This window comes from Xenorhabdus entomophaga (genome assembly GCF_037996725.1).
Lineage (GTDB): Bacteria > Pseudomonadota > Gammaproteobacteria > Enterobacterales > Enterobacteriaceae > Xenorhabdus > Xenorhabdus khoisanae.
This window is the reverse complement of the sequence record NZ_JBBMXH010000006.1, coordinates 57,863-75,068: the sequence shown is the minus strand read 5'-3', so window position 1 is coordinate 75,068 and position 17,206 is coordinate 57,863. Positions and strand designations below refer to the sequence as shown.

Genomic DNA, 17,206 nt, shown 5'->3' with positions numbered 1-17,206 from the left:
TATTTTCACTTCCTAACCCCATTAAATAGACCAGATAATTATCAGAACATTAATAAAATTGTTCATATTTTTTCATTGGCAATACCCTGCCATAAAAAATCAATATTCCCCCTAATGACTAACTCTAAAATTACAGTTAGTATTCAATCCGGGCCCAAAAAACAAACACAATATCTAATAAAAATAGAGGGGATTACCATGAGCAATAATCAAATCAACAAATACAGCTTAATTCCTCCATTTGTTTTGGAACAAATATCTAATGATTGCGATGAATGTACTAATCAATATGTATCAAAGACATTAGATCACGTTTATCACCTAATGAGCGCAACCGTTGAAGAGGATCTCCTTCATCAAGAAGATAAAGTAGAATCAGATGATAAATTAAATCGCACTATTTATGATGCCAAAAACAAAGAGGAATTTCCCGGAGAAGAACTGTCCCGAAGTGAAGGCATGCCTGAAGACAAAGATGTTGCAGTCAATGAAGCTTATGAGTATCTGGGTAAAACTTATGAGTTTTATAAAAACATTTTTGGCCGCAACTCGCTCGATAACAAAGGGCTAAAACTAGTTGCCACAGTGCATTATGGTAACAATTACTTGAATGCGTTTTGGTCCAGAAAACAAATGATATTCGGCGATGGAGATGGGAAATACTTTAATCGTTTTACTTCCGCTATTGATGTTATAGCACATGAGCTGACTCATGGTGTGATCGAAAGCGAAGCAGATCTTTATTATTTCTACCAATCCGGTGCACTCAATGAATCCATCGCAGATGTGTTTGGTATTATGGTGAAGCAGTATGTAAAAAATCAAAAGGCAAGCGAATCTGATTGGTTATTAGGGCAAGGTTTGTTAGGGCCTAAGTTTAATCCGGAGAATAAGCCTGATGTTGCCTTGCGCAGCTTTATTCATCCAGGAAAGGCTTTTTCCGGAGATAAACAAGTTGCCCATATGGATCAATATAAAGACCTTCCCTTCACCGTAGACAACGGGGGTGTCCATATATATTCAGGTATTCCTAACAAGGCATTTTATTTAGTTGCGACTGAATTAGGGGGATATACCTGGGAGAAAGCAGGGAAAATATGGTATCAAACTCTTCTGGACAAACGTTTATATCCTGATGCAGATTTTGAAGATTTTGCCAAACTGACAATTGAAAATGCTGAAGAATTATTTGATAAGGAAATTTCAGACATTGTTAGTAACTCTTGGAAACAGGTTGGTATTTTACTTCCTAAAAATGATTAACTCAATATTAATACAATATCAATTTATGTTAAAAGAAGTAACCTTAAGATAACACTAAAATAAATAATAAAGGATTAAGGATAATCCTTTATTATATTTATAAATTAACATTATTAAATACAACAAAAACCTTTCTCATTAGTAGCGAACACCACCATTTAGATTAATACTTAATTAAGGATCCCAGGGATTAAAATAAACACAATATCTAAAAAGCGGGGTATTATTATGCGCAACCATCAAATTAAATTAAATAAAACTGGTATAATTCCACCTTCTCTATTGGAATACGTCGTAAAAATTTGTGGTCAAAGTGATAAAGCATATATATTAAAAACATTAAATCATGTTTATAATTTAATGAATAGCTCTGCTGAGTTGGATATTCTCACTCATGAATACCAGCCTGGAAATTATAATAAATTAGATAGAACGGTTTATGATGCTCAATATAATGATCAATATCCAGGAAAAATACTAATTTTAGATGAAATAACGGCTACAAGCGACGATATATCCGCTAATGAAGCTTATGAGTATCTGGGTAAGACTTATGAGTTCTATAAAAACGTTTTTGGACGCAATTCGATTGATAACAAGGGCCTTAAGCTAGTTGCTAGCGTGCATTACCAGAAAAATTATATGAATGCATTTTGGGATAATAACCAAATGGTTTTTGGTGATGGTTATGCTCCCTATTTTAATCGCTTTACCTCCTGTATTGATATTACTGCTCATGAATTAACTCACGGCGTTATTGAAAGTGAAGCAAATCTTGATTATGCCTATCAATCTGGTGCACTAAATGAATCTATCGCAGATGTATTCGGCATTATGGTGAAGCAGTATACAAACAATCAACAAGCAAGCGAATCTGATTGGTTAATAGGTCAAGGGATATTGGGTTATGCACTTAATCCAAACAATGATCCCAACATTGCTTTGCGCTCATTCAAAAACCCCGGAAGCGCGAATCCAAAAGACAACCAAGTTGGCCATATGGACCAATATCAAGATCTATCCGTTAGAGATGACCAGGGAGGAGTCCACAAATATTCTGGTATCCCCAATAAGGCATTCTATTTATTGGCGATCGAGTTAGGCGGCTATTCATGGGAATTGGCAGGAAAGATTTGGTACGAGACATTGTTGGATGAACGTTTATCTCATAAAGCAAGCTTTAATGATTTCGCGATATTAACTATCAACAATGCAGAAAAATTATTTGGTAAAAAAATTTCAGATATTGTAACTCATTCATGGAAGCAAGTAGGAGCGTTGCTCTGATATTGACAATTTCTCTGTGATAATAAATGGCTAAGGAAGGCCTTGATTATATATCATTTTTTATTCCTCCTGATATTTTCAGAATCAAAGAATTAATCTTTCAAGTTTATCCCCCATCAATAAAACTTCATTTTTCCCCTTCACCACTTCAAATATTTTACTTGTTAATCTCACACCATAAAAAATTTACATTTTTAGTAGTGACTAACATGGTTAGTTTGGTTAATATTATGACTAGGCTAAATATACTCAGACATGAAAAACACATAGAATAGGGTATTATTATGAATAGCAATCAGATAAACAAGAAAAATATAATTCCTCCTTATTTATTGGAATGTATTGCGAAAAATTGTGATACTGAAGATAAAGAATTTATATTGAAAACTTTAGATCATGTAAATCAATTAATGAAACATTCACCCAGAGAAAATAAGCCTCACGCCAATGAAGACAATTCGTCATTATATAATGACAAAATACTACCCGAATAATAAAATAATTATTCACTATCGGGAAGTGTTTCTTTGACGTTAAGCACCAAAGCCATCACGCATGGCCGCGGATGACTTAGTTAAAGGATTGCTTTGACATTCATTATATTTATGAATTTTATTATAGAGTTGGGAACAAATAGATTATCTTTATCCTATAAAATATACAGAAAGCAGTTACAACTAATATTTTTTATTTTGCAGAATAAAACACTAAAAAAATTTATTTTAGATTATGATTACGAATGGAAACACGCAATCCTTGATAATAAAGGGCTAAAAATAGCCCTTTATTTATTGTATTTTTTAAAATAATTAACGCTTTTTCAAATGCTCCATTAAACGTTTACGCTTACGAAGCTGGGTTGCTGTTAATGTATTTTTCTTACCCGCATAAGGGTTAGCCCCTTCTTTAAACTGGATACGAATCGGTGTTCCCATCACTTTTAAAGAGCGACGGAAGTAATTCATCAAATAACGCTTATAAGAATCGGGTAAGTCTGTTACCTGATTACCGTGGATCACAACAATCGGTGGGTTATAACCTCCCGCATGAGCGTATTTCATCTTAACCCTACGACCACGGATCATTGGCGGCTGATGATCATCTTCTGCCATGCGCATGATACGGGTCAGTAAGGAAGTGTTAACACGGCGGGTTGCGCTTTCATAAGCTTCCTGAATTGACTCAAATAAATTGCCAACACCACTACCATGCAGTGCAGAAATAAAGTGAACACGCGCAAAATCAACAAAGCCCAAACGCAAATCCAGCATATCTTTGACGTGATCTTTATCTTCCTGACTCATGCCATCCCATTTGTTGACGGCAATAACCAGCGAGCGACCGCTATTAAGAATAAAGCCGAGCAGAGAAAGATCCTGATCAGAAATACCTTCACGGGCATCTACCACCAATAACACGACATTAGCGTCTTCAATGGCCTGAAGTGTTTTAATAACGGAGAATTTTTCAACGGTTTCCGTAATCTTACCCCGTTTACGAACACCCGCAGTATCAATCAGGATATATTCGCGCCCATCACGCTCCATAGGAATATAAATGCTGTCACGGGTTGTTCCTGGCATATCATAAACGACAACCCGCTCTTCCCCCAGAATACGGTTGGTTAATGTGGATTTACCTACATTCGGACGACCAACAATCGCAAGTTTTAGAGGCAAGCCAGTAGGATCAAACGCTTCCTCTTCTTCCTGTTCAACAGAAGCATCAAGTTCAGCCTGTTCCATCTCTGCCCAATAAGCAGCATTAGCCTCTTCTTCCGTTAATTCGACTTCTTCCGTTTCTTCTTTCTCAGAAAAAGGCAGCAAGGCACGTTCAATCAACTGCGTCACGCCACGGCCGTGGGAAGCGGCAATAGAATAAATATCCCCTAATCCCAATGAGTAGAATTCTGCAATGGAAGTGTCAATATCAATGCCATCAGTCTTGTTTGCCACCAAAAAGGTTGCTTTTTCACGACTGCGCAAATGCTTGGCAATCGCATGATCGGCTGGCATCAGCCCTGATCTGGCATCAACCATGAAGAGAACAATATCAGCCTCTTCGATAGCCATCAGAGATTGCGTAGCCATATGTGTTTCTACGCCTTCTTCCGTACCATCGATACCTCCCGTATCAATGATGATGAACTCCTGCCCTTCAACTTCTGCCCGTCCATATTTACGATCACGGGTTAAGCCAGGGAAATCCGCTACCAGCGCATCTCTGGTGCGGGTTAATCGGTTAAATAAGGTGGATTTTCCAACATTGGGGCGCCCAACCAGCGCAACGACAGGTATCATTTTTTTGATGCCTCATGACTAAATTTAAATCGATATCCTGCTAGAAATGATCCAACCAATGTTGCTCACTGCTACAAGATACTAAAAAGACGAAACGGCCCCTGTTACTTTCAGCACAGGAGCCGTATAGTTTCGTGCTATTTCGTATAGCGTTATATAACGCTAAAACACGTTCTGGAATTAGCGGGTATACAGGTAAACTGTCCCGTCCTTCGCTTGTACCATCAGTTTATCGCTGACAACAACAGGGCGGCTCAATAGGCCAGAACCATCAACCTTATGCTGAGCCACAAATTTGCCATCAGCCAGATTCAACCAATGCAGATAACCTTCGCTATCTCCAACAACCAGATAGCCATTATACATTTCCGGTGCGGTCAAGTTACGATGCAAGAGATCACTTTGCGCCCACAGTGTCACCCCATCGCTCTTACGCAGGGATAAAATACGGTCGTCCTGATCAACAATGAAAATATTATCATCAGTCACGACCATATCATTCACCGAACCCAGATCACGTTTCCAGATGATCTGCCCCGAACGCATATCCATTGCAACTAAATTACCGTTATAAGCAATGGCATAAATAACATTGTTAGAAATGACCGGTGTCATATCAACGTCATTCAGGCGATCGATTTCAGTGGCTCCCGTCACCTGAGAAATGCGCTGCTGCCAAATTAATTGCCCTTGAGACAGCAGGACAGCACTGACACGTCCATTGTCACCACCCACAACTGCGGCACCATAAGCCACGGCAGGAGCGGATTCACCACGAACTGACAACGGAGGTGTATCCATGTTAACTGACCATGCGATACTACCATCACCTTCATTCAATGCCTGCAACATACCATTGCCAGTGTGAATCAAGACGAAACCATCACTTACCACCGGGCGAGATAACGCTTCGCCGGCAACTGTTGAATCCCATTCAACTTTACCGTTTGTGGCATCCAACGCGATGACTTTTGCTTTTTCTGTGCCGACATAGAGACGATCACCGGAAACAGTCAGTCCCCCTGACAGCAGAGCTGGCAAACGGGATGACAGAAGACCTGCTTTCTCTGATAAGTCCGTTGCCCACAACTCTTTGCCACTATCTATATCAAACGCTTTGACAACACCATTTCGGTCAGCAGCATAAACCGTTGAGCCCTGCCAAGCCGGTGACAAGTGAGAATAGTAGTACCCAACGCCGCTGCCAACGGATTTATCCCAGACAACACGAGGTTTGAATTGATTTTCAACCTTTGGCAACGGTGACATGGTTACCGTATCCTGTTCGCTTGAACAACCAGCCAGCAGAACAGAAGCAACCAGCCCAACCAAGAGTGTTTTTCGCAGTTGCATTAGAAGTTGGCTCCCTTAGTTGGATAAATTATTAAGTTTAATTTTAATGAAATCTTTCATCGACTGAGGGCCATCAGATTCAAGCCCTTTGGAATATGCGGCACGAGCACCGGCTATATCACCTTTTTTCACCAGAATATCTCCACGGATATCCTCAGCAACAACCAACCAGCCTTTTCCCTTGACCAATTCTAACGTTTTCAATGCAGCATCCGTTTTATCTTCCGCTAATTGAACCCGGGCCAATCGAAGGTTGGATAACGTTTTCATATCTTCATCTGTGGCTTTACCTGATGCCGCCAGCAAATTTTTCTCAGCCTGAGCCAAGTCATTCTGCCCGATAGCATGTTTTGCCAGCCCCAAATCAGCCATGACACCGTAGATATTATTCGTTTCATTCGCAAATTTATCTGCGGCAGCAACACCCTCTTTCGACCCCAACGCCAGAGATTTGTTCAATTTCTCAAACTTTGCTGCCGTTTCATATAATTGGTTTGTTTGATGAGTCTGCCAGTAACGCCAGCCAACCAACGCGCCAAAGCCCAGAACTAAACCAACAGCAAGGTATTTACCGTTGGTGACGAAAAAACGCTTTATCGCGTCAACTTGTTCAGTTTCAGTGGTATAGACTTGCACAGAGTCTCTCCTTAGCCTAACAATTCGCTCAAACGTGCCGCGACCGTTTGTTGTGACAACGTTTCTTGTTCACCGTTTCGTAAATCTTTTACTGTTACGTTGCCAGACTGAATTTCATCTTCTCCGAGGATCAGGGCAACTTTAGCACCATGCTTACCCGCACGAGTCAATTGTTTCTTAAAGTTACCTCCACCGTGGTTGGTCATCAGGCGCAATTCCGGCAGTTGATCACGGATTTTTTCTGCCAGAATCAATGCGGCTTGTTGACTGCCTTCACCAAAGGAAGAGAGATAAACATCAGCAACTGTCAAATCGGCAACGAAGTCAGGATTGATTTCCTGCACTAACAGAACCATACGTTCCATGCCCATGGCGAAACCCACTGCCGGTGTTGCTTTTCCACCCAGTTGCTCAACCAGACCATCGTAACGCCCTCCCGCGCAGACTGTTCCCTGTGCCCCCAATGCAGAAGTTACCCATTCAAAGACTGTACGGTTGTAATAATCAAGGCCGCGAACCAGACGCTGATTGATGCGATATTTGATACCCGCGTTATCAAGTATCTGACACAATCCATCAAAATGTTCTTTTGATTCGGCATCAAGATACTCAAACAGTTCCGGTGCATCATTAAGAAGTTGCTGAATTTCAGGATTTTTGGAATCCAATACACGCAGAGGGTTGGTATACATCCGACGCAGGCAGTCTTCATCCAGCTTTTCTTTATGCTGTTCAAGAAATTCAACCAGTGCGTCACGATAATCTGCACGAGCTTCCAGTGAACCAATGGAGTTCAATTCAAGCGTAACGTGGTCAGCAATGCCCAGTTCGCGCCACCAGCGTGCTGTCATTAAAATGAGTTCAGCATCGATATCCGGCCCTTGCAAACCAAAAACTTCGGCACCCAATTGATGGAATTGGCGGTAACGGCCTTTTTGTGGTCGCTCATATCGGAACATAGGCCCGATATACCATAAGCGCTGTTCCTGATTGTACAGCAGACCATGTTGAATACCGGCACGGACACATCCTGCGGTACTTTCCGGGCGCAGGGTCAAGCTTTCTCCATTGCGGTCGTCAAAAGTGTACATTTCTTTTTCGACAACATCGGTGACTTCGCCAATTGCACGTTTAAATAACGGGGTCTGCTCTACAATCGGTGTCCGAATTTCGCTGAAGCCATAACCTGACAGCACACGCTTTAGCGTAGATTCAACTCGTTGCCAAATGGCCGTTTCAGCAGGAAGGCAATCGTTCATGCCACGAATAGCTGGGATATTTTTTGTCACGTTTTATCTCTTATTAAGATTTATACAATGGCATCGATTATAAAAGCGAATACTTATCAGGTTCAATCAGCAAACAAAATTCTCACTATATGCCCGTTTATCCAATAGATACCAAGATAAAAAGCATAGCTGGCGCATGATAACATGAACCAGCATCAGGCATATTACTCATCAAGCTGATTAATGCTGATCCGGTTATTAGAATCAAGGATCGCAGCTTTAGCCCGGATCTTCGCTTCAAGCTGATCAATCAGATCCTTATTATCAAGGCGCTCTCTCTGACGAATGCCATCTTCATAAAAACCGCTTTTCGTTTTAGCGCCGGTTACGCCAAGCGTTGAAACTTCTGCTTCTCCCGGGCCATTCACGACACAGCCAATGATAGAAACGTCCATCGGTGTAATGAGATCTTCAAGACGCTGCTCAAGCGCATTAACAGTACCGATAACATCAAATTCCTGGCGTGAACAAGTCGGGCAGGCAATGAAGTTGATGCCTCTTGAACGAATGCGCAATGCTTTCAATATATCGAAGCCGACTTTAACTTCTTCTACCGGATCTGCGGCCAAAGAGATACGCAACGTGTCACCAATTCCTTCTGACAATAAAATGCCCAGACCAATTGAAGACTTCACCGCACCTGCTCGCGCGCCACCTGCTTCGGTGATGCCCAGATGCAGCGGTTGATCAATTTTCTGTGCCAGTAAGCGATAAGCGCCAACGGCCAAGAAAACGTCAGAGGCTTTGACACTCACTTTGAATTGGTCAAAGTTAAGGCGATCGAGGATATCCACATGGCGCATTGCTGATTCAACCAGCGCTTCCGGTGTCGGTTCGCCATATTTTTCCTGTAGATCTTTTTCCAGCGATCCACCGTTGACCCCGATACGAATCGGAATGTTATTGTAACGAGCGCAATCCACAACCTGACGGATGCGCTCCTCGTTACCAATATTGCCGGGATTAATGCGCAAGCAATCCACACCATATTCGGCTACCTTCAATGCAATGCGGTAATCGAAATGGATGTCAGCAACGAGGGGAACATTGACCTTCTGTTTGATGGATTTGAACGCTTCAGCCGCATCCATGGTCGGAACAGAAACACGGACGATATCAACACCAACTCGCTCTAATGCTTTGATTTGATTGACGGTTGCCTCAACATCAGTTGTCCGTGAGTTAGTCATTGACTGCACCGCGATAGGTGCGTCATCCCCTATGGGCACATTACCGACATAAATACGCGTGGATTTACGTCTTTTTATCGGTGATTCATTATGCATTTTTACATTACTCCCCTACATCCCTGTATTTTGTTTATAAAAATTACAACTATGCTGTGGTGAATAATACACACAGGCGAACATGAATGCTTATTCAATGTTCGCCCAAATTCTTTACAAGATAAATTTGCCAGAAACTCTGTCGGTGAGTTTATTTCAGCTTCAGTTTGGCAGACACGCCTTTCTTAATAAAGGAACTCAGATCCACCGGTTTCCCCTGGAACTGAACCTTAACCTGTGAAGGCGCACCAATGTTCAAAGAGTAAGGCAATACACCGGAAAGTTTCAGGTTATCGCCTTTCTTTTTCGTGCCGCTAAACAGTATCTTACCTTTAGCATCTTTGACTTCTAACCAACACTCCCCGTTGAAGTCCATGACCAGCTCATTGCTGCTTATAGCGCTAATATTGTTCACGTCAGCTGATGATGTACTGACAACAGGATTTTCCGTACCTGTATTAGTCGTTACGCTGGTGTTTCCTGAAGTCGCATTTGTTGCCGCTGGATTAGGCACTGTTTTTGGCTCTGTTGCCATGGGCATTTGTGCATTGGAAGCGGTTGAAGCACTGTTTTTTATTCCTGTGCCATTCGCCTGCGCTGGAGACGCTTTCTCTGGAGAAACCGCCACAGATTGATTCTCTTTCAGAGGTGCGGATACATTATCCGCTATCTTGTTATCCGCTATTGCGGTTGAAGCACCCGGGCTATTTTCAGCGCCCTGAACATGGGCACTTTGGACGCTGGATTGTGCTGCCATTGAAGACAATTCTTTTTGTTGTGCCTTGTAGTTTTGCCACCACCATAGGCCAGTCATACCAAGTAGCAGAATGATGATAGCCCATGTTATTTTCATTAACCAACCATCACTCTTTTTACGTTTTTTCCCTGAGGAAAAACTTTGCATTGGAGAAACTTTCATGGTCTTGGCTGGCATTTGTTTATCTAAAATGCTCAAAATCTCAGATTCAGGCACTTGAACCAGTTTCGCATAAGCGCGAATGTATCCACGAAAGAATGTTGGTGTAATATTTGATGGAATATTATCTTCTTCAATATCACGAACAGTGGACAGTTTAAGACACAAGCGATCTGCCACAGTTTGCTGAGAAAGCTCAAGTTTTTCACGAGCCTGACGCAAAATCTGACCTGTTGTCAGATTCGCTTCTTCTGGGTAAGTTTCAGTCTTCATTAGCTAAGGACACTGGTACTGTTCTGGGTTAAAGAATTTACGCAAATTAATTTAATCGAGCTTCTAACTAATTTGTGCCACGAAATCATCTTACACTGCGTTGAACGCAGAAAATTATCTATCACAGCGATAACGGTTTATGTTGCTTTCCCTATTTTCCGTGAGTAATTGCTTAGCTTCTTCAAACCGCTTTTGTTCACAGAGAAAAGCATAATAATGACGTATTACAGTATCACGTCCTGTCGTCTGCTGCATGGCTATTCCGTAATGCTGGCTGGCGGCTTCAGGTCGGCCGGCATATTGTTCATGCAATGCCATACCTAAATGCGCCTCCGGATGACGAGGCTCCGCCAGCAAGACCTTCTGAAAATGATATTTGGCAGCCGGTAAATTCCGTTCCACCAAATAAGCCTTCCCTAGTTGTAATCGTGTATCTATGGCAACAACCTGAGAAGCACGGTGCGTTGAGTGTTCTGCACACCCCGCTGACAAGCCAAAACAAACTATAGACCAAATTATTGATTTCCGTATCATACCATTTTCATTTATAAGAATATGTCAAACTTCGCCAGATTTTTAGCCATTAATCGATATTAAACAGAAAATTAGACTGTTTTTACCTGAATAGGTTCACCTGTCAGACGTTTTTTCAATGTCCGTTTTGTTCTGTCAATGACATCGCCCGCAAGTTGTCCACAGGCGGCATCAATGTCGTCTCCTCTCGTTTTGCGCACGATGGTTGTGAAACCATACTCCATCAGAACTTTGGAAAAACGATCGATTCGGCTATTGGAACTGCGGCCATAAGGTGCACCGGGGAACGGGTTCCAAGGGATCAGGTTAATCTTACTTGGCGTATCTTTCAGGCATTCTGCCAATTGGTGAGCCTGTTCAACGCTGTCATTAACGTGATCAAGCATCACATATTCCACCGTGACACGCCCCTGATTGGCATTGGATTTTGTCAGATAACGACGTACACCTGCCAAAAACTCTTCAATGTTGTATTTGCGGTTAATTGGCACGATTTCATCACGAATGTCATCGGTAGGGGCGTGCAAAGAAATTGCCAATGCAACATCAATCATATCGCCCAATTTATCCAATGCAGGGACAACGCCGGACGTTGATAATGTCACGCGACGTTTTGACAGGCCAAAACCGAAATCATCCATCATGATTTCCATTGCGGGCACGACATTATTCAAATTGAGTAATGGCTCGCCCATTCCCATCATCACCACATTGGTGATGGGACGGCGACCACTGGATTTCAGCGAACCAATGATCTTAGCGGCGCGCCAAACCTGACCAATAATTTCAGATACCCGCAGGTTACGGTTAAAACCCTGCTGAGCCGTAGAACAGAATTTACACTCCAGAGCACATCCCACCTGAGATGAAACGCATAGTGTCGCCCGATCATCTTCCGGGATATAAACCGTTTCAACCTGTTGATCACCGACAGTAATCGCCCATTTTATGGTGCCATCAGAGGAGCGTTGTTCTTCTGCAACTTCCGGTGCTTTGATTTCAGCAACTTGTTGCAATTTAGCCCTGAGGACTTTGTTGATATCTGTCATCTGTTCAAAGTCGTCATAGCAATAATGGTAAATCCATTTCATGACCTGATCGGCACGAAAAGGTTTTTCTCCCATATCGATAAAGAATTGACGCATTTGTTTACGGTTAAGGTCAAGCAGGTTGATTTTACCGTTTTTCTTTTCAGGCGTGACAGATACGGCGGAGGTTGAAGGTGGTACGGTTTCGTTAAGTTGGGACATTTTTTACATCGCCTCGTTGTTACACTTTCGGCTCTGTGCTGATTTCATTTCAGCACTAAGTTCTCATGCGGTGACTGCCAATTCAATGAACATTCCATTCTGGCGATCTCGAATTCCAGTCATTATAAAATTCCAGAAATAGAGAACGAACATTGAAATAAAAATAATAAACGCCCCACTAAATCAAATCAGTGGGGCGCGTCATTGTACAAACTTTACTGTTTAGATGCTACGGGTAACTGAAGACTCAGTGACGAGGGAAAATCTCATCATCACTGAAGAAATAAGCAATTTCACGGTTTGCAGATTCAATGGAATCTGAGCCATGAACCGCATTTTCAGTAAAGCTATCCGCATAGTCTGCGCGCAACGTTCCTGCCAGCGCGTTGTCAGGGTTGGTTGCACCCATCAGATCACGGTGACGCTGTACTGCATTTTCGCCTTCCAGAACCTGTACCATAATTGGGCCAGAGGTCATGAACTCTACCAGACCATCAAAGAAAGGGCGGCCTTTGTGTTCAGCATAAAAACCTTCTGCTTGTTCACGGGTCAGATGCAGCATTTTGGCCGCGATGATTTTAAACCCTGCGCTTTCAAAACGAGCATAGATAGAGCCGATAACATCTTTCTTTACTGCATTGGGCTTGATAATGGAAAAAGTACGTTCAATTGTCATTGGATAACCTCTTTGGCACTTTCAGCGATGATTCATTTTAATTTTTATGCCCCAAGTTAAACTGAGGGCAAATCTACCCTGTATCTCACAGGAATAAAAATAGGCGTTGATTATAGGAGGAGACTTTCTGCTTGCCTACAAAAAACATAACATTTCATTAAAACTTTCTTAGCGAAAATTATCATTTTTTAGCATGAATCACATTTTAACTCAGAATGCCTGTTCAGGCGATTAAATCCCAAACAGGCATTCTGACCAAGATCATTGAATTTGCACTTTAATTCCAATATTAATTATAAAACCCTCTCCGTCACACATTGAACAAAAGGTTTGATCTCTTCGGATGCTTTCTTGTTGACGTTTGGTTTAACGTCATTAGACACTTTAAACTCCCCAGTAAATTTTCCTTCTGTACTTTGGGTTGTTTTATCCGATGTACCAATAATGCTAATGGTATATTTATGGCCGGCTGGTAATAAATCTGTGCACTTTCTCAACTCTCCCGGATGCGGAGACTTTTGAACTGTTATTTCTTGGTTACTATTTTTTTGAGTACCATTTGTTGCTGATATATCCGCAAACGAAGTTGGAATATAAAACATACCTAACAGCAAAACATATGAAAAATTTTTCATCTTTTTCCTCACTGTTTATGTTGAATTAATAAACCAATAGATACCCAATGGATTTTAAGTTGCATCGCGGCGGCAAGGGAATGAATCCCCGGGAGCATAGATAACTATGTGACCGGGGTGAGTGAGTGCAGCCAACAAAGAAGCAACTTAAAAGACGAAGGGTATAGTTTAATAACTGATTAATCATCTTTGAATTCCAATATATCCCCGGGTTGGCAATCCAAATATTGACAAATAGCATTCAGAGTAGAAAATCGAATTCCTTTAATTTTTCCGGTCTTTAGTAAAGAAAGGTTCTGTTCAGTAATACCAATAGCCTGTGCTAATTCTTTCGATTTAACTTTCCGTTTCGCCATTATCACATCTAAATTCATGAGAATTGCCATGGCATCTCCTATATAATGCTCTGATTTTCATCGTATATATCACATGCTTGGTAAAGAATACGTGAAATGATAGCCAGGCAAACTGAAATGAAAATAGCGACAAAATGACTCGAAGTTAAACTCAACGAGAAAAAACGTTCACCGACTGGTGCTCCCATTGTTAACCATAATGTTAATAAGGGCTCACAAAGAATATCCAGAACACTCCATAGAATTACTCCCCAGCCAGCATATTCCAAATATTTAACAGTGCGCTTGGAGAAATAATCACCTTTTCTATAATTGCCAAACAATCGATGGAAAGCCCAAAAGCCGCCACTCAACGATAATAGTGGTATTGTCGAAATCAATATACCCCCGGTTAATTTCCATGTACTCAAAGCATCATGATCAAAGTTAGATAATATTCTGCCGGTCAACGAAATTTCTAACCCATACTTTTCCAAAATTAACTGTGGTTCCAGCCAGCTAAAAATATTAATCACCATCACGATGATGATAATTAACAATGATAATTTAGACATGACTAAACTGAGTGTCGTTATTCGTGTGAGTTTTTCTGTGTTCATCATTTTTATAATCCACTGCCAACATAGATCGAATTATAGACAAAAATCAATGTAAAACAATAATTTTTTATCGCAAAAGAAGAATAAAAAATAGGCGCGTTATATTCATATGCAAAAAAACATGGCTAATGCCATGTTTTAAAAGATAATTCAGTATCTAATGGTTGACTTCTCATGACCAACGAATACGTCATTTCAATACAAAATTGACAGAGCTGATTTGCCCACTCAAGTCCAACACACTAAGCTGATATTTTCCCGGTTGCGATAATGTTTTAACCCATGACTGATTATGTTCTGTCACGGCAACTTGTTCACCATTCAAAAACCACCATTGTTTACCACTTCCTCCTTGCGTTGTTATTCGTAAATCCAAATCCTTTTGACCCGGAATGCGTTTCAGTACATCGCCTTCACGCACCCCAATAATCAATAATGGCGATTCATCCACTTTCATGGGCGGGCATTGGTGATTAATGGGAGGAAGCCGATTTGTCCGCTGCTCTTTAACAGGTAACCATGCTTCCAGTGTAATTGGCCATAAGACAACTGTCTCTGGCTTGGCATCGGGACAATCTGGGGCAACACGCAAGCCATTTTTATCCAGCCATATTCGTTCGTTGATCCCTGAAAGACCTTCTTGCCCAACAGCAGGCAATGTTGGGGGAATGGTATTATCCAAAATCCAGCTTAGGCGGCGCTGGCGACAATTGCTGTCTTCCCGGGAAACACTTTCCTGAGAAAAAGCCACACCGCCTGGCCAACAAATAGTCGCCTGACTGACACTGACTGGTCTCGGATCAACAGGAGTACGCATTGAGCTATAACGTAGATTTTCCATTAACAATCCGTTGATTTGATTCATGACAGGGATTGCAGTGGCATAACCAAATTGACCAGCAACAGGAGTTCCATCCGGCCTGCCAACCCAAACCCCTATGGTATAACGGGCATTCAGACCAATTGCCCAAGCATCACGATAACCGTAGCTTGTCCCTGTTTTCCATGCCAGTGGCACTTCAGCCGGTAAAACATTGTCAGGCTGAGGACGTCCCTCTCCTGCCATAATCCTTCTGACTATCCAAGCCGCCCCGGCAGAAAACAGTTGCCTATCCCGTATTTCCTGCTGTGGTGTAAAACGCACTGGAGATGCTTTGCCCTGACGGGCAAAAGCACTGTAAGCCGCAACCAACTCATCCATACGAACGGAAGTTCCTCCCAGAATAAGGGATAAGTTCGGTTCACTGCCCAATGGGAAACGCAATTTCATCCCCACGTTACGTAAATGAGCGGTGAATCGCTTGGCACCATAAGCTTCAAGAAGCTGCACCGCAGGCAAATTCAGCGATCTTACCAACGCTTCGCTGGCACTCACTGGCCCATTAAAACCACTGTCAAAATTACCCGGGCGATAATCATTAAAACGACGAGGAACATCCTGCAATAAAGATTCACCATGGATCAGCCCATCATCCAACGCCATAGCATACAAGAAGGGCTTGAGTGTGGAACCCGGCGAGCGCCATGAACTTATCATATCCACATGCCCAAAACGGCTGTCATCCTGAAAATCAACAGAACCAATGTAAGCTTTGACAGACATGTCGGTGTGATCAACAACCAAAACACCCATTGATGTTTTGGCTGCCAATTGATATTTCCAGTGAAAGACCATATCTTCCAGCTGGCGTTGTAAACTGGTGTCAATCGTCGTTTGAATGACTTCCTGCTGGTTTTCATTAATCATTCGTCTTGCCAGTAATGGCGCAAGTTGAGGAACCTGACGCGGGGCCAGCCAGACATTTTCTTCCTTAATATCAGCCACTTTTTTCGCTGACCAAACGTTATATTGCGCCAGTCGCTGTAATACTTTGTCACGAGCGGCTTGTGCCCGTTCCGGATAGCGATCCGGCCGTAATCGGCTGGGAGCTTGTGGCAATACAGCCAATAAGGCCGCTTCGCCGGATGAAAGCTCTGACGGCGATTTCCCCAAATAAGCCCAGCTTGCCGCCCCAACGCCCTGCAATGTGCCACCAAATGGCGCACGGTTCAGATACATCTCCAAAATTTCATCTTTTGAATAGTGCCATTCCAGTTGTAGGGTGCGCCAAACTTGCCTGAATTTTCCGGCAAAGGTACGTGGATGGGGATCAATCAATCGGGCAACCTGCATTGAAATGGTACTTCCTCCCGACACAATTTTTCCTGCACGAATATCCTGCCATGCTGCTCTTAGCAAAGAGACAGGATTGATACCCGGGTGTTTGTAAAACCAACGATCTTCATAGGTCAACAATGCCTGAAGATATTCAGGAGAAACTTGATCTAACGTGACGGGATAACGCCAAATCCCTTCGTTGTCAGCAAAGCGCCACAATGGTGAGCCATCAGATCCCACCACTACTCGCGCCATTTTGACGTTATGTATTGGCAACGGCCAGATTTTATCTGCTAACCACATTGCGGCAGAAAGTAGCAACAAGATAGCCAGAATACTTGCCAAAATAGGCAGATAAATGCGGGAAAACAATCTTCTCATTAAAACTGTATCCG

16 protein-coding genes are annotated in these 17,206 nt (G+C 42.2%); 3 read left to right on the top strand and 13 right to left on the bottom strand.

Going from position 1 to position 17,206, the window contains the following annotated elements; all coding sequences use genetic code 11:
• The first annotated feature begins 198 nt into the window (after positions 1–198).
• From AAC854_RS02180 to AAC854_RS02170, 3 genes are all read left to right on the top strand, one after another.
• Complete coding sequence (locus AAC854_RS02180) at positions 199–1,263, top strand: M4 family metallopeptidase (protein WP_340615698.1); 1,065 nt, start codon at positions 199–201, stop codon at positions 1,261–1,263.
• 228 nt (positions 1,264–1,491) lie between these two features.
• Positions 1,492–2,550 (top strand): M4 family metallopeptidase, encoded by a 1,059-nt coding sequence (locus tag AAC854_RS02175; RefSeq protein ID WP_340615697.1) that lies wholly within the window; start codon positions 1,492–1,494, stop codon positions 2,548–2,550.
• Between the two features lie 284 nt (positions 2,551–2,834).
• On the top strand, positions 2,835–3,044 hold the full coding sequence (locus tag AAC854_RS02170) for a protealysin propeptide domain-containing protein (protein WP_273546722.1): 210 nt from the start codon (positions 2,835–2,837) through the stop codon (positions 3,042–3,044).
• A 315-nt stretch (positions 3,045–3,359) separates the two neighbouring features.
• Here AAC854_RS02170 and der read toward each other — a convergent pair whose 3' ends face one another.
• The 13 genes from der to pbpC all read right to left on the bottom strand — a co-directional run bounded on the left by der (position 3,360) and on the right by pbpC (position 17,192).
• A complete protein-coding gene (gene der / locus AAC854_RS02165) occupies positions 3,360–4,850 on the bottom strand; it encodes a ribosome biogenesis GTPase Der (RefSeq protein WP_273546721.1) in 1,491 nt (496 codons plus the stop codon).
• Positions 4,851–5,030: 180 nt separating this feature from the next.
• Positions 5,031–6,203, bottom strand: a complete 1,173-nt coding sequence (gene bamB, locus AAC854_RS02160) for an outer membrane protein assembly factor BamB (RefSeq protein WP_340615696.1) — start codon at positions 6,201–6,203, stop codon at positions 5,031–5,033.
• Positions 6,204–6,218: 15 nt separating this feature from the next.
• Positions 6,219–6,839, bottom strand: coding sequence for a YfgM family protein (locus tag AAC854_RS02155; protein ID WP_340615695.1), 621 nt, complete (start codon positions 6,837–6,839; stop codon positions 6,219–6,221).
• Positions 6,840–6,850: 11 nt separating this feature from the next.
• Positions 6,851–8,128 carry a histidine--tRNA ligase gene (hisS, locus tag AAC854_RS02150; protein ID WP_340615694.1) on the bottom strand — a complete coding sequence of 426 codons (1,278 nt, stop codon included), beginning with the start codon at positions 8,126–8,128 and terminating at the stop codon, positions 6,851–6,853.
• A gap of 164 nt (positions 8,129–8,292) precedes the next feature.
• Positions 8,293–9,414 (bottom strand): flavodoxin-dependent (E)-4-hydroxy-3-methylbut-2-enyl-diphosphate synthase, encoded by a 1,122-nt coding sequence (gene ispG, locus AAC854_RS02145; RefSeq protein ID WP_340615693.1) that lies wholly within the window; start codon positions 9,412–9,414, stop codon positions 8,293–8,295.
• Between the two features lie 151 nt (positions 9,415–9,565).
• The gene (gene rodZ / locus AAC854_RS02140) at positions 9,566–10,603 is read right to left on the bottom strand and encodes a cytoskeleton protein RodZ (protein ID WP_340615692.1); all 1,038 of its coding nucleotides are present in this window, start codon (positions 10,601–10,603) and stop codon (positions 9,566–9,568) included.
• A gap of 114 nt (positions 10,604–10,717) precedes the next feature.
• Entirely contained in the window at positions 10,718–11,137 is a 420-nt protein-coding gene (locus tag AAC854_RS02135) for a fimbrial assembly protein (protein WP_340615691.1), read from the bottom strand.
• Positions 11,138–11,208: 71 nt separating this feature from the next.
• Positions 11,209–12,387 carry a dual-specificity RNA methyltransferase RlmN gene (rlmN, locus tag AAC854_RS02130; RefSeq protein ID WP_340615690.1) on the bottom strand — a complete coding sequence of 393 codons (1,179 nt, stop codon included), beginning with the start codon at positions 12,385–12,387 and terminating at the stop codon, positions 11,209–11,211.
• 247 nt (positions 12,388–12,634) lie between these two features.
• Complete coding sequence (gene ndk, locus AAC854_RS02125) at positions 12,635–13,063, bottom strand: nucleoside-diphosphate kinase (protein WP_047962960.1); 429 nt, start codon at positions 13,061–13,063, stop codon at positions 12,635–12,637.
• Between the two features lie 293 nt (positions 13,064–13,356).
• Entirely contained in the window at positions 13,357–13,698 is a 342-nt protein-coding gene (locus tag AAC854_RS02120; RefSeq protein ID WP_340615689.1) for a hypothetical protein, read from the bottom strand.
• Positions 13,699–13,877: 179 nt separating this feature from the next.
• A complete protein-coding gene (locus AAC854_RS02115) occupies positions 13,878–14,084 on the bottom strand; it encodes a helix-turn-helix domain-containing protein (RefSeq protein ID WP_086113143.1) in 207 nt (68 codons plus the stop codon).
• A gap of 8 nt (positions 14,085–14,092) precedes the next feature.
• Positions 14,093–14,656, bottom strand: coding sequence for a DUF2975 domain-containing protein (locus tag AAC854_RS02110; RefSeq protein WP_340615688.1), 564 nt, complete (start codon positions 14,654–14,656; stop codon positions 14,093–14,095).
• 187 nt (positions 14,657–14,843) lie between these two features.
• On the bottom strand, positions 14,844–17,192 hold the full coding sequence (pbpC, locus tag AAC854_RS02105) for a peptidoglycan glycosyltransferase PbpC (protein ID WP_340615687.1): 2,349 nt from the start codon (positions 17,190–17,192) through the stop codon (positions 14,844–14,846).
• Between the last annotated feature and the right edge of the window lie 14 nt (positions 17,193–17,206).

Bases quoted from the DNA above. Each gene is read 5' to 3' on its own strand.
- AAC854_RS02180 (WP_340615698.1), top strand. From the start codon at position 199: ATGAGCAATAATCAAATCAACAAATACAGCTTAATTCCTCCATTTGTT.
- AAC854_RS02175 (WP_340615697.1), top strand. From the start codon at position 1,492: ATGCGCAACCATCAAATTAAATTAAATAAAACTGGTATAATTCCACCT.
- AAC854_RS02170 (WP_273546722.1), top strand. From the start codon at position 2,835: ATGAATAGCAATCAGATAAACAAGAAAAATATAATTCCTCCTTATTTA.
- der (WP_273546721.1), bottom strand. From the start codon at position 4,850: ATGATACCTGTCGTTGCGCTGGTTGGGCGCCCCAATGTTGGAAAATCC.
- bamB (WP_340615696.1), bottom strand. From the start codon at position 6,203: ATGCAACTGCGAAAAACACTCTTGGTTGGGCTGGTTGCTTCTGTTCTG.
- ispG (WP_340615693.1), bottom strand. From the start codon at position 9,414: ATGCATAATGAATCACCGATAAAAAGACGTAAATCCACGCGTATTTAT.
- rodZ (WP_340615692.1), bottom strand. From the start codon at position 10,603: ATGAAGACTGAAACTTACCCAGAAGAAGCGAATCTGACAACAGGTCAG.
- AAC854_RS02135 (WP_340615691.1), bottom strand. From the start codon at position 11,137: ATGATACGGAAATCAATAATTTGGTCTATAGTTTGTTTTGGCTTGTCA.
- rlmN (WP_340615690.1), bottom strand. From the start codon at position 12,387: ATGTCCCAACTTAACGAAACCGTACCACCTTCAACCTCCGCCGTATCT.
- ndk (WP_047962960.1), bottom strand. From the start codon at position 13,063: ATGACAATTGAACGTACTTTTTCCATTATCAAGCCCAATGCAGTAAAG.
- AAC854_RS02120 (WP_340615689.1), bottom strand. From the start codon at position 13,698: ATGAAAAATTTTTCATATGTTTTGCTGTTAGGTATGTTTTATATTCCA.
- AAC854_RS02115 (WP_086113143.1), bottom strand. From the start codon at position 14,084: ATGGCAATTCTCATGAATTTAGATGTGATAATGGCGAAACGGAAAGTT.
- AAC854_RS02110 (WP_340615688.1), bottom strand. From the start codon at position 14,656: ATGATGAACACAGAAAAACTCACACGAATAACGACACTCAGTTTAGTC.
- pbpC (WP_340615687.1), bottom strand. From the start codon at position 17,192: ATGAGAAGATTGTTTTCCCGCATTTATCTGCCTATTTTGGCAAGTATT.